The sequence below is a fragment of the Bartonella sp. CL436QHHD genome (assembly GCF_042195105.1).
In the GTDB taxonomy this organism is placed as follows: domain Bacteria; phylum Pseudomonadota; class Alphaproteobacteria; order Rhizobiales; family Rhizobiaceae; genus Bartonella.
The window spans coordinates 24,852-37,731 of record NZ_JBHINR010000009.1; the positions used below are offsets into that span (position 1 = coordinate 24,852).

Genomic DNA, 12,880 nt, shown 5'->3' on the forward strand with positions numbered 1-12,880 from the left:
AATGATCAGCAACCTTTATCCCCCCAAAGACCCCACAACATTGCAACAAAATCTCTCTTTATCGCCTACACGAACACGGCCTTTTGATCTTGATTGCGCAGTATGTTCTTCATGAATTTACGGCTAAAGCATCATCTGATTGTCCGGTTCTTCAACCAATCGTCCCTTAAAGAAGTTTTTTAAGTGTCATTGGTTCCCTCAACAAATGATTGCAATAGAAGAATTGATTGCCCGAATTTCAGAGCATTTCTGAGAATGAATGATGATCAGCCCTCAAAACAACTAAAATAGAAGGAAAAATAATACTCTTTGAAAAATAAAAGTGATTGAATATTCTCTAAAGCTTGTATAACTTTAAATCTCCCTAAAAAAATACAGAGCATATTGACACTTCCCTCAAAAAATCTCCTGGAAAAGAAAGTTAAAAGTACATGACATTAAAATTTTTTTCTCGTAGTCGGATTATAGGATTATTCCTCTCTCTCTTTGCTCTTTTTTTATCTACGGTCTTTGTCATGGCTACAGACAAATCAAAAATCAAACTTGGTATTATGGAAGGGCGGGATGCGATTATTTGGAAAACTGCTGCTGAACAGGCTAAAAAAGACGGTTTAGATATTGAACTCGTTTATTTTTCTGATTACGCTTTGCCTAATGACGCTGTTAACGCAGGAGAGATCGATGCGAATGCTTTTCAGCACGCCCCTTATCTTAATGAACAAATGAAACAACGTGGCTATAAACTTTCAATTGTCGGCTATACATTTATTGCTCCAATCGGTGTTTATTCACACAAAATAAAAGACTTAAAAGATCTTCGTGATGGTGCACATGTTGGTATTCCGAACGACCCATCTAATGGTGGAAGAGCCTTACTTCTTCTCAATTCTTTAGGTCTCATTAAATTAAAAGATCCTCATAATATTCTTGCATCTCCGCTTGATATTATCGAAAATCCTAAAAACCTGCAAATTCGTGAGCTCGATGCCGGTATGTTAGGGCGAGCTATTGACGATTTTGATCTTGCAATTATAAACACAAACTGGGCTATTGTTTCCGGATTAAACTTCGAAAAAGATGTAGTCGCATGGGAGAGCGCAAAAAATAATCCTTATGATAATATCATCGTTGTACGCACGAGCGAAAAAGATGAGCCATGGGTTAAAAAATTAGTTGCCGCTTACAATAACGATCTTATCCGTGCAAAAATCAAAGAGATTTTTGGCAAAACCGCCCAAACATCTTGGTAATTGTGCCAAATATCCGAGTAATTGTGCCAAATGTCCGAGTAATTGTGAATGGAAAAACCTACTCTTATCTCCTTAAAAAACATCAGCCGTTGTTTTAACAAAACGGCTGGTATTCCGGTAATTAATAATCTCTCTTTAAATATCCATGCTGGTGAAATCCTTGGCATTATTGGGCGCAGTGGAGCAGGAAAATCAACACTTATCCGCTGTTTAAATGGGTTAGAGAAGATTGATGCAGGGTCCATTTTTTTTGAAGGTGTTGATATTTCCAATCTATCAGAGATAGAATGGGCGCCTTACCGTCAACGAATTGGGATGATTTTTCAACATTTCAATCTTCTCTCATCGCAAAATATTCTTGATAACATTGCATTGCCGCTTAAATTAAGTGGTGTAAGTAAAAAACAACGCCACAAACGTGCCCTTGAACTGATTGAATTGGTTGGGTTATCTGGGAAAGAATATTGCTATCCGGCACAATTGTCAGGGGGGCAAAAACAACGCGTTGGCATTGCTCGTGCGCTCGCTGCTAATCCTAAAATATTGTTATCAGATGAAGCTACCTCTGCTCTTGACCCTGAAACAACACAATCTATTCTAGAGCTCCTTGCTGATATTAATAAACACCTCAATCTCACGATTGTGCTCATCACCCATGAAATGGAAGTTGTGCGCACCATAGCGCATCGCGTTGTTGTTCTTAATCAGGGGAACATTGTAGAAGAAGGACGTGTGAAAGACATCTTTACATCACCGCAAGACGATACAACCATAGCCATGCTCAAGCTTGTCACCCCGCAACTTCCTGAAAAATTTGCGAAAAATCTCAAACCAATCGGGCGAGAAGCTGTCATTGAAATTAATATTGCCGGTGAAATTGCCCAGCAGCCTTTTCTTCATCTTCTAGAAAATGAGAGTGGTTTAAAAGCACGTATTTTGCATGGTGGCATTGATACAGTTCAAGATGAAACCATCGGGAGACTCTTCTTGGCTCTTCCTGGAGAAGATAAAGAAGCTTTAGAAAAAGCTGTTCAATGGTTAACGAAAAAAGGACGATATTGTGAGGTCTTAGGCTATGTTTAATGTTCTGTCTCATGAACTTCCCCAAGCTGTTATTGATACAATATTGATGACACTTAGTGCTTCTTTTATGGCATTTATTATAGGGCTTCCCCTTGGTCTTCTTCTTCACACAACAGCACGCGGGGGGATTTTTTCCTCATCTCTCATCAATCGCCCTTTAAGCATGATCATTGACAGTATTCGTGCCATTCCCTTTATTATTCTTGCATTTTATCTTCTTCCCGTTACGCGTATCGTTGTAGGAAGAGGGATAGGAATGCCTGCTGTAATTTTTATACTGACCATTTCAGCTATCCCTTTTTATGCACGCATGGCGGAACTCTCTTTTAAAACCGTTGAAAACGGTCTTATTGAAGCGATCCGCTCTATGGGGGCAAGCCGTCTTCAAATTATCAGACATGTTCTTATTCCTGAAGCTCTCCCTAGCCTGATTACAGGTTTTACAGTCATGGTCATTTCTCTCATAGGAGCCACCTCACTTGCTGGATATCTTGGTGGAGGCGGTTTAGGGGATATGGCAATCCGCTATGGCTATCAACGCTATAATACCTTCATCATGACCATCGTCATCATCCTTTTGATCATGCTCAATATTATAACCCAATGGACTTCTGATAAAATCGTACAAAAACTTGATAAAACAAAACATTAAAAGACTTAGAATTTCACATGCCAATACCATCATCCTCTTTGCCACTTCCAAAGTGCTTCCCCCTTGCCTATCGAAAACGCTCATAAGAGATTAGGAACTTTTTTCTTAAACAGTTTTTATCTCTCCCCATCCGTTTGTAAAATGAAAGAAAATAGTTTTAATTGATTGAATATAAAAGGGGATAAAATAAGAGATCTCACAGTATGGGAGACTCTCTCTTAACATAAAAATGATAAATTATCATGTCAAATTAAGACATTGGTCACGACCTTTCCCAACCTTAGAGAACATATTGAACTTATATAGAATCAACCAAAACCTCTCGCTTGCACGTTACAAGCGGGAAGAGCTGGGTGAGTAAAAACTATATAAGAAAGGAAGGCAGGCATGCCTCTTATGAATTATCTCAAGCGCCAAGACCTGTCTTAACATTGGCGGTTAGCATATAATATGATGGTGTCGGCTTTCTTCTTTACAAAGCATAAAGATAGGGGTGCTCAATGGTTTTATCATTATACCATTCACAGGCGCCATTGCGAAATGGGTGTAACAAGCGTTGAGAGATGTTTCTTTAAAATAAGCCCGTGAATTGACAACGCAAGCATATTCCATTTGAAGCGTTCTGTTTTACGTGATGGGTATGATCCCATTAAAGAACGCTATAAACAAAAGCGTGAAGCAATGCACTATCTTCATTAAGAAACTCCTCTTCAAAACGATCTAGGAAAATAGCAACCTGCTATGGCTATCAACGCTATGATAGCTCCACTATATCTATCATCCTATAGATTATTCTCAATATTATCATTGAAGAAACTTCTAATAGAATTGTATAAAAATTTTATAAAATAAAGCACTCAAATAATCTAGATATTGGAAGGTTTTTCTTCCAAAATAGCAACAATAAGCCATTGAGCTGTAAGAGCTGGTTTTTTTAACTTTTCAATTTCCACCGTAACCCCATAATGGAAAACCACTCGACCAGAAGGGCGAATTTCTGCGTCGTCTAACACAAAACGCGCACGTATCCGTACCCCTGTTTTCACAGGACTCATGAAGCGTACTTTATCGAAACCATAATTAATCCCCATTGTGCTCCCTTCTAACTCTGGAAGCGCCTCATAAGCGAGCGTAGACAAAAGCGATAATGTTAAAAAACCATGAGCAATCGTGCCGCCAAAAGGTGTCTTTTTAGCCTTTTCCTCATCAACGTGTATCCATTGATGATCATCTGTAGCACATGCAAACTGATTAATCATATCCTGTGTAACAAGACGCCACTCCGATAATCCCATTTCTTTCCCAATAAAACTGGTGACATCTTGTACTGCTATTTTTTGCTGCATAACGCTATTCCTATTTTATTTGATAAAAGCAACCACCCCTCTTGCTTTTATAAAATCCATTGATTAGAGCATCAAGAATAAAAGATTAATTGTCTTAAAAACAAATGCACTTTATGAATGAGAAAAGTTCTTTAGCAGAATAGTTTTCAAATGGGAAAAAAGAATGGCAAGCAATGTGAACCTAACAGGTTTAGCGCATGATTTAAAACAACGTGCAGAAAAGCATCCCCCCATCCGTATTGGACTGATTGGTTGTGGTGAAATGGGCACAGATTTATTATCAAGTATTGCACATATGGATGGTATAACAGTCGCAGCTGTAGCCACTAGAACGCCGTCACGTATTTTTGATGCCGCTACACTAGCCTATGGCGAGGGTGGACATGTCTGTGAAGTTGAAAATACTTATGCTCTCACGCAAAGCATTGAAAAAGGTTTGATTGCAGCAACAGATGATATTAACCTTGTTTTACGTCATGAACAAATTGATATTATCGTTGATGCAACAGGCTATCCCGAAGCAGGAGCAGAAATTGGTATCAAAGCGCTTGAGAATAACAAACATCTTGTCATGATGAATGTTGAAGCAGATGTTACAATTGGCGCTTATCTCAAACATGAAGCAGAAAAACGAGGGCTCATTTATACACTTGGTGCCGGCGATGAACCAACTGCTTGTATGGAACTCATAGAATTTGTTTCAGCCCTTGGACATAAGATTGTTGCAGCGGGTAAAGGAAAAAATAATCCTCTGCGCTTTGATGCTACACCTGACGCTTACGAAGAAGAAGCATACCGGCGTAATATGAATGTGCGCATGTTGGTCGAATTTATTGATGGTTCCAAAACGATGGTTGAAATGGCAGCCATTGCCAATGCCACCGGACTTCTCCCCGATTGCCCAGGAATGCATGGACCACGAGCAGCGCTACAAGATTTAAACAAAGTGCTTATTCCAAAACAAGATGGGGGCATTTTACAGCAATATGGTGTTGTAGATTATTCAATAGGTCCAGGTGTTTCACCTGGTGTCTTTGTCATTGCCGAAATAGCACACCCGCGTTTACGCGAACGTATGGAAGATTTAAAAATTGGTCAGGGGCCTTACTTCACCTTTCATCGCCCCTATCATTTAACAGCAATGGAAGTTCCCCTCACCTGCGCACGTATTATGCTTTATGGCAAAAAAGATATGGTTCCTCTTAGCCATCCCGTAGTAGAAGTCTGTGCTGTTGCTAAAAAAGATTTACATCCAGGTGATCAGCTAGACTTTATCGGTCTTTATACTTATCGTGCTTGGATAATGAACATTGCAGAAGCACGCGCTCACCACGCCATTCCTTGTGGTCTTTTGGAAAAAGCAACAGTAACAGCCGCAATTAAAAAAAACGAACTCATTACAGTACATAATACTGCTATTCGTGAAGATCAATGGATTGCACGTCTTCGTGCTAAACAAGACCTTTTACTTCATTGCCCTTCTTCCGCTAAGCTATAAACACTCCTAAATTACTTTACTTAACAGTATCCTTCCCTTACGCAACAGAACAACCCAGAATACACTTGTATCAAAAATTCAGGCTTCTGTTTTAATAAAAGCATTTTCAAACGACGCACATCACCACTTCGCTCTCACAATATGTCCCGTAAATGCGACAGTATAAACCACCCCATGAGATGGCATAAGGTTCATTGTGTATCACTATCTTTGCTCTATAAAGCTACAAACTGGCATCATCATTTTATTTGCCAATATTACAACAGCGCATAGCACTTGAGATGATTAATGAGAAGAATTTTTACTCTTTTTTCTTTAATAATTTTGTCCATACACGAACACAACTTGTTATACGTAAAAAATACTTTTGATGGATTTAACATCAAACAAATTTGAAATGATAAATAATAATTTCTCATTTTTCTTATTGCATGAGAGCCATGAATACAGGGATATTTTTTATTTTATCCCCTTATGAAAGATAAAAAAATTTAAAAAGGATAAAATATACCTTTGATGAATAATCTTCATATGAGAGGAGGTAGACAATATTAAAAGGCTGTTAAAGAGAGTGAGTATACTAGCCTTATTACTAGGATAATAACCATAGACTATAAAAAATCAGGTTACACTACTTTGTAAAAAAAATATAAATGTAAAACATTGAACTTTAATAATGTTAATAAAAGCTACATTTATTATTAAGAATAGTAATTTTATTATCAAATACAGTATAAATGATTTCAAGTATGTATTTTTTTCAACATAATGAAATGAACAAAAAAGTCATCGACTTTATCGATGATCTTTCTATTAAAGTGTAACGAATATTCCCCAAAGAGATAAAACAGCACCTAATACATCCCCAATACATAAAGAAGCAAGAAGTGATAAAATACCTACCCCCCCCAAAAAGCTGAACCTGAAAAGGCAGCAGCTTTTTCAGCTTTCCCCAAAGCAATACCATCTTGTTCCTCAACGCCTTGAATAACTGCTCTATTCACAGTTTTAATAGCTACATTTTTTTCTAATGTAGAAATAGTAATTGCCATTCTCTCTTGAAATTGATTTTTTAAAAAACTTGCATTTCCCGCTATAGTTTGTACAAAAAAAAGAATAAATAGTGTAAAAGTGAATGAACATACACGATTTTTAAATATTTTAAACATAGCTTTCTTTGCTCCTCTTTTTCTTCACTGAAAAAATGAAGTAATCTTCACATATATAAAAAACAAAACTTATATTTAATCATTTATATAATCAGACATAATAAAACATTATATGTAATTTTGTTATTACAATATAACACATTATGTATTACATGTAAATACACAAAAAACAATAAATGATAAAAACGATTTATTCCTTTTACATTATAATAACTTAAGATACTAACAGTAATATTTTGTCATTTTTTATTTCTATTCTTCAAAGTAATAATAATTTATAAAATTTCTCATTATAATAAATATTAAAAAACAAATTCATTTAAAAAGTTAAATAATAGAGATTTTATAAATAATTTAAAATGAAGTTTTAAAGAACTATATCATTTAAAACTGTCAATATAATGATAATACTTATATATTATTTAAATAAAAACAAAAATAGAATATTGTTAGTGAATCTTTTATTCTATAACTCATCAGTAATATTGAAACATAAAATTGGTAGCGAATAAAAACCTTGATCTAAAACAAGTTTATCCTAATAAATAAACCTTAAAATAGTGTACTCTTTTTCTATAAAACAGGTATAAATTATAAAAAGCAATTAAGATCTCTATTTTCAAATGGAAGAGACGTTAATAAAATGATTCTCAACTTTTACTGATATATAAAAAGAAAAAAATACTGCTAGCATCTTAAAAAAGGTAATTCAGCCCCCTTTATCCCATACAGCATAAAGAACACAAAATATTGACTTTCAAACCTAATAAAACAAACGCATGAAATAAGTAAATCTATCAGATTTACAAAAAAATTATAAGCAATACTAGAACACCAACAAACTACCTAAAACCAGATAAAAAGAGAGTCATGAAAACTGAGATGATCCCCAAAATACTGAAAAAACTTTCTTTCTTAATTTTCATAAAAGTTATTCCATATTTTTCGTCAATATTGTAAATCACAACCATATTTATATTTTAAGTAATTATATTTACTCTATATTAGTAACAAATAATTCTCTTTGAACGAAATTTTTAGCAATATTCACATAACTGTCTTCAATTTGTGCAAAATAAATAATAATAATAAAGAATTAATCAAATTCTTGAAAGAAAAGGAATAGAGAAACTTACTAAAAAATTGCATTTTTAAAATACCAACTTAAGTAAGCACATTGAAAAAATAACGCCATGAAAACTGATATTGAATGATAAATTCATCAACCGATCACTTTAATCGCAAAATATTAATCTATAATAATAATTTATTGTTTTGCATGTTGAATGAGAAAGCTGACGATTATAAAACTCTCTTAATTTTAACTCTGTTTATATTGAATCAATCAAATTTCTTCACTTGCAAATCACAAACGAGATCGGTGTGTGTGTGTAAACACACTTGAAGAAAGGAAAATATCACTTATGAGGTATTTTAACTAACAAGCGCTGTTAACACAGTATTGAAAACTAGCAAAGTGAATGATGATACCCATTTTTACTTTAAAAGTGTAAATATGGTGGAACACAATAGATTTTATATTATAAGGCTTTATCGTTATACTATTCACGGGCGCCGTTGCAAAATAGGCTTGGATACCTTGAGAAATGTTTCTTTAAAACAAAAGCGTCAATGTGCAACACAATGGCGTTCTGTTTATTATGTATCCAACGGTGTTTCTTACTGAATCATCTTATAAACTGCTCTATGAGATTACAAATTTATCTTACGTGAATTCTTCCCTTTATATTTATTTTTTCTCATGAACACTAAAATCTGTTAAGACACTATCCAAAGTAAAATCAATCAACAAATATTTCTATTCTTTTGTAATATACAGATAATTGAATAGAATTCCTGATTGCAACAAAAGTCTGTACTATTGTAATAATAGAAATACTTTGATCATCCTCGCTCTATAATAAAAAAAGAATATGTAATTTATAGAAAAAATTACACATTTAATAAATAATGAAAAATAATTTTTTCATTATTTATGTGAAGTATTTAATATTCATAAATATTTACTTATTAAAAAATGAGAATATACATCAGAAATACTTACAAAAGACAACTATCTTGAGAAAGATTGCCTAATATTACAGAAAAGTTGCGTTGGCATTGCTCAATAAAAGCTTCTCTATTTTTAACAAAGCTCTCATTTTTATGCATCCATATGTGATGTAAAAAGACGCCTATTTGCGTTTCTCTTATAGATAGATTAAATAGTGACAGCACCTTCGATCACTTTGTCTATGTTAACTTCTCTTTTAGGCAATAATTTATGGTATCTAACAGGCCTTTTCTCGCTCTTTTACCTTTGGGCGCACACGAATATCACGGAGAGCACCTTCCTTTCGAAACCGACTGGATTATTGCTGAAGCTTTTGCAAAAGCCCTCACTTTACAAACAAAAGAGCAGTTTCATATCGCACTTTTACCGGTTGAAAAGATTGGCTATTCTATAGAACATATGGATGTTACAGGTACACAAACTCTTACCTTTTCCGATGCGATTAAGCGATGGATAAAGATTGGTGAAAACTGTTATCACAAAGGGATCAACCGTCTTCTTCTTCTCAATGCTCACGGAGGCAATTCACCTTTAATGAGCATCGTTATCACCGAATTACGAAGGCGCCTTTCCATGCTCGCTGTAGCAACAAGCTGGAGCCGTTTTGGTTTACCACAAGGTCTCATAGAGCCGTCTCAACAACATCTTGATATCCATGGAGGCTTTATCGAAACCTCTCTCATGCTCTATTTAGCACCAGAAAAAGTCCATATGGAAAAGGCAAAAAATTTTCATAATAAACAAGCGGATATGATTGCCAATTATCGATATTTACGTGCTTATGGTCCTCATGCCTTTGGTTGGACAATGCGAGATCTGAACACGCAAGGTGCGGCAGGAAACGCAAGCAAAGCAACACCACAAGCCGGTGAAGCAATCTTTTCTCATGTTCTGTCTCAGCTTCGTGATTTACTTGATGATATCAATCGATTTAACATAAACACATGGCAATAAAGAACAATAAAAGGTCTCTCCATGGAAACGACACACCCCAAAAAACTTCCCGTTACGGTTCTCACAGGCTATCTTGGTGCTGGAAAAACCACCCTTCTCAACCGCATTCTCAGTGAAAATCATGGCAAACGTTATGCCGTCATTGTCAATGAATTTGGTGAAATTGGTATTGATAATGACCTGATCATTGAATCAGACGAAGAAATTTATGAAATGAATAATGGCTGTGTTTGCTGCACCGTACGTGGTGATCTCATTCGCATTCTGGAAAGTCTGATGCAACGTTCTCATCGATTTGATGCGATCATTATAGAAACGACAGGGCTTGCTGATCCTGTTCCTGTAGCACAGACCTTTTTCATGGATGATACTATCCATGAAAAAACAGCTCTCGATAGTGTCATAGCGGTCGTTGATGCAAAGCATTTTCCCTCTCAACTGAAAACAAGTCGTGAAGCTGAAGATCAAATTGCCTTCGCGGATATTATTCTTTTAAATAAGATTGATCTTGTCACCCAACAAGAACGCAGCCATGCTGAATCCCTTATTCTCGCCATTAATCCCAGAGCCATAATTTACGCAACAGAGCGCGTTAACATCCCTGTTGATAAACTCCTCGATCGTGGCTTCTTTGATCTCCAACGCACTTTAGATAATGATCCCCATTTTCTTGACCATCATCACGCAGATCATGTATGTGGTCCCGATTGTAATCATGATCATGACCATCATCACGCATCCCCCATTCATGATATTACCATCACTTCTGTAAGTTTAAAAACAGATGTTCTGCAACCAGAAAAGTTTTTCCCTTGGATCCAGCAGGTTACACAGCAACAAGGACCTGATATATTGCGCCTTAAAGGCATTATCGCCTTTCAAGGAGACGATGATCGTTACGTCATTCAAGGAATACATATGCTTCTTGAGGGACAACATCAACGCCCATGGCGTGAAGATGAAAAACGAGAAAGTCGCCTTGTTTTTATAGGACGCTCTCTTGATGCTGAAAAATTAAAAACTGGTTTTGAAAATTGCGCATAAGTGAGTGATAATGCCAAACATTACCCATTATGATCTCAAAAGTTACTGCCTTTCCTGCGGTTTTATAGGCAATAAACCAGCCTTTGTTTCCGTAGAAGGTTTCATTGTTTTTTTTAATCCAGCCCCACAAATCGTTGAAGTTCACCAAGGAATAATTTCAAGCCATTTTTCCCATGACAATACCGCGATCATCACCGGTGGAGAAGATGGAAAAGTCTGTCAAACAACCGCAGCAGATCACACGGAAGTGTTAAGCCAAAAAGAACGCAAATGGATAAACAACGTTGCTTTTGGTCCACAAAAAGCTTTTGCTTTTTCCTCCTCACGTCTCGCATTTGCGCATGTTGGAAAAGAACAACAAGAGCTCACACATGAACGTAGTGTAGAAGGACTCGCTTTTGCCCCAAAGGGTTTACGACTTGCCGTTGCCCATTACAATGGCGTCACTCTTCATTGGTTATCAACGCAAATATCTCCCACCACATTGGTATGGAAAGGAGCTCATTGTGGCGTCACCTTTTCACCAGACAACCGCTATGTCATTTCCACGATGCAAGAAAACGCCTTACACGGTTGGCGTCTCACTGATAATCAACATTTACGGATGAGTGGCTACCCAAGCAAAGTCAAAAGCTGGTCTTGGAGCGCAAAAGGAAAATGGCTAGCAACATCAGGTGCCTCTGCCGCAATTGTTTGGCCCTTTCATACAAAAGACGGCCCCATGGGAAAAACACCTCTAGAACTAGGCACACGAGCAAATGCGCTTGTTAGCACCGTTTCATGCCACCCAAACAAAGAAATTGTAGCAATAGGCTTCAATGATGGAATGATTTTAGCGGCACATTTTCATGATGGAAAAGAAGTCCTTCTAAAAGGTTATGGGAAAAGCGCTATCTCAGCACTTAACTGGGATCAAGCAGGGCAAAACCTCTCCTTCGGTAGCGAAAATGGTGAATGTGGTATAATCAAGATCACTGATTAAATTAAGCACCCAAAAGCGCAATCATCGCCGATAAAGAATGCCCACACAATCCTCCAGAAATCTTATCCCCTTGCATCTCTAGAGCTCTCAGAAATCCTATCTCCCTAGCCCCCCCAAAAGTCTCCTAAAATCTTCGTAATCATTAAATCTTCTCTTTTCCTTTCCTCCCCCCCCTTTAGACAAGAAAATACCTTAGACATGTTTTTTGACCTTTTAACATTGCTACCCCCATACAAGAATAAAAACATCACCCCTAAGACCGAAAACCCACTCCCTATCAACATCTATATAGGCTACATACTTCCACAAAAGCATTTTTCTTAAAAATTCGGCAAAAAATAGCTGATATCATCATTAAAACAACGATTTATTCCTACGATCAGAAGAATGGAATTCAACACTATTTTCCTAAATAAAATTTTTTTGATTTCCCTCTCTAAAGAGCAAGGTTGCCTACTAGCAGCCTTCTAAACTGCAGTTTTTTTTCCTAGAAAATTCCATCTAATAATCATTTCATAGAGTTTCTATCACCGTCTTCTGTTCCGGTATCTCCTTCATCTCCAGATTCTGTCCCCACTCCTTCTGCGCCTGTTGAACCTGTACGTCCTTCTGTACCAACTGTTCCAGAGGACCATTCTGCTGTGCAACCTATGCCTGCACCGTTTGTTCCAGTTGAAGATTCTACTGATGAGGTTCGGCCATCTGAGCTCTCTGTTCCGGAGGACACTTCATCTCCAGATTCTGTTTCTCCTCCTTCTGCCCCTGTTGAACCAAAGCCTTCTGGGTCTTCTGACCCTTTGGATTCCTCGTCTAATCTCCAAATTAGAG

Annotated in this window: 9 protein-coding genes and 1 pseudogene; 7 read left to right on the top strand and 3 right to left on the bottom strand. The window is 36.6% G+C overall.

What is annotated here, in order from left to right; translation table 11 throughout:
- Positions 1-431: 431 nt before the first annotated feature.
- Genes ACFIKN_RS01675 through ACFIKN_RS01685 form a run of 3 tightly spaced genes read left to right on the top strand, consistent with a single transcriptional unit; the run spans position 432 to position 2,985 of the window.
- Positions 432-1,250, top strand: a complete 819-nt coding sequence (locus ACFIKN_RS01675) for a MetQ/NlpA family ABC transporter substrate-binding protein (RefSeq protein ID WP_273791470.1) — start codon at positions 432-434, stop codon at positions 1,248-1,250.
- 48 nt (positions 1,251-1,298) lie between these two features.
- A complete protein-coding gene (locus ACFIKN_RS01680) occupies positions 1,299-2,333 on the top strand; it encodes a methionine ABC transporter ATP-binding protein (protein ID WP_273791471.1) in 1,035 nt (344 codons plus the stop codon).
- Positions 2,326-2,985, top strand: coding sequence for a methionine ABC transporter permease (locus tag ACFIKN_RS01685; protein WP_015856780.1), 660 nt, complete (start codon positions 2,326-2,328; stop codon positions 2,983-2,985). The genes ACFIKN_RS01680 and ACFIKN_RS01685 overlap by 8 nt, the downstream gene beginning before the upstream one ends.
- A gap of 866 nt (positions 2,986-3,851) precedes the next feature.
- On the opposite strand, the gene ACFIKN_RS01690 is transcribed toward ACFIKN_RS01685, so the two are convergent.
- Complete coding sequence (locus tag ACFIKN_RS01690) at positions 3,852-4,331, bottom strand: MaoC family dehydratase (RefSeq protein WP_273791472.1); 480 nt, start codon at positions 4,329-4,331, stop codon at positions 3,852-3,854.
- Between the two features lie 163 nt (positions 4,332-4,494).
- Here ACFIKN_RS01690 and ACFIKN_RS01695 point away from each other — a divergent pair, with 163 nt between their 5' ends.
- Positions 4,495-5,829 (top strand): NAD(P)H-dependent oxidoreductase, encoded by a 1,335-nt coding sequence (locus ACFIKN_RS01695; protein ID WP_375657813.1) that lies wholly within the window; start codon positions 4,495-4,497, stop codon positions 5,827-5,829.
- A gap of 899 nt (positions 5,830-6,728) precedes the next feature.
- Here the strand turns inward: ACFIKN_RS01695 and ACFIKN_RS01700 are convergent.
- Positions 6,729-6,998 (bottom strand): hypothetical protein, encoded by a 270-nt coding sequence (locus tag ACFIKN_RS01700; RefSeq protein WP_375631492.1) that lies wholly within the window; start codon positions 6,996-6,998, stop codon positions 6,729-6,731.
- Positions 6,999-9,282: 2,284 nt separating this feature from the next.
- Here ACFIKN_RS01700 and ACFIKN_RS01705 point away from each other — a divergent pair.
- From ACFIKN_RS01705 to ACFIKN_RS01715, 3 genes are read left to right on the top strand one after another with little or no spacing between them, the layout of a single operon-like run.
- Positions 9,283-10,026 carry a creatininase family protein gene (locus tag ACFIKN_RS01705; protein ID WP_375637763.1) on the top strand — a complete coding sequence of 248 codons (744 nt, stop codon included), beginning with the start codon at positions 9,283-9,285 and terminating at the stop codon, positions 10,024-10,026.
- Positions 10,027-10,047: 21 nt separating this feature from the next.
- On the top strand, positions 10,048-11,070 hold the full coding sequence (locus ACFIKN_RS01710; RefSeq protein WP_375637762.1) for a CobW family GTP-binding protein: 1,023 nt from the start codon (positions 10,048-10,050) through the stop codon (positions 11,068-11,070).
- Between the two features lie 10 nt (positions 11,071-11,080).
- Positions 11,081-12,052, top strand: coding sequence for a WD40 repeat domain-containing protein (locus ACFIKN_RS01715; RefSeq protein ID WP_375654624.1), 972 nt, complete (start codon positions 11,081-11,083; stop codon positions 12,050-12,052).
- A gap of 508 nt (positions 12,053-12,560) precedes the next feature.
- Here ACFIKN_RS01715 and ACFIKN_RS01720 read toward each other — a convergent pair.
- A pseudogene (locus ACFIKN_RS01720) lies at positions 12,561-12,880 on the bottom strand (hypothetical protein); the annotation flags it as partial.

Bases quoted from the DNA above. Each gene is read 5' to 3' on its own strand.
- ACFIKN_RS01700 (WP_375631492.1), bottom strand. From the start codon at position 6,998: ATGTTTAAAATATTTAAAAATCGTGTATGTTCATTCACTTTTACACTA.
- ACFIKN_RS01690 (WP_273791472.1), bottom strand. From the start codon at position 4,331: ATGCAGCAAAAAATAGCAGTACAAGATGTCACCAGTTTTATTGGGAAA.
- ACFIKN_RS01680 (WP_273791471.1), top strand. From the start codon at position 1,299: ATGGAAAAACCTACTCTTATCTCCTTAAAAAACATCAGCCGTTGTTTT.
- ACFIKN_RS01705 (WP_375637763.1), top strand. From the start codon at position 9,283: ATGGTATCTAACAGGCCTTTTCTCGCTCTTTTACCTTTGGGCGCACAC.
- ACFIKN_RS01710 (WP_375637762.1), top strand. From the start codon at position 10,048: ATGGAAACGACACACCCCAAAAAACTTCCCGTTACGGTTCTCACAGGC.
- ACFIKN_RS01675 (WP_273791470.1), top strand. From the start codon at position 432: ATGACATTAAAATTTTTTTCTCGTAGTCGGATTATAGGATTATTCCTC.
- ACFIKN_RS01685 (WP_015856780.1), top strand. From the start codon at position 2,326: ATGTTTAATGTTCTGTCTCATGAACTTCCCCAAGCTGTTATTGATACA.
- ACFIKN_RS01695 (WP_375657813.1), top strand. From the start codon at position 4,495: ATGGCAAGCAATGTGAACCTAACAGGTTTAGCGCATGATTTAAAACAA.
- ACFIKN_RS01715 (WP_375654624.1), top strand. From the start codon at position 11,081: ATGCCAAACATTACCCATTATGATCTCAAAAGTTACTGCCTTTCCTGC.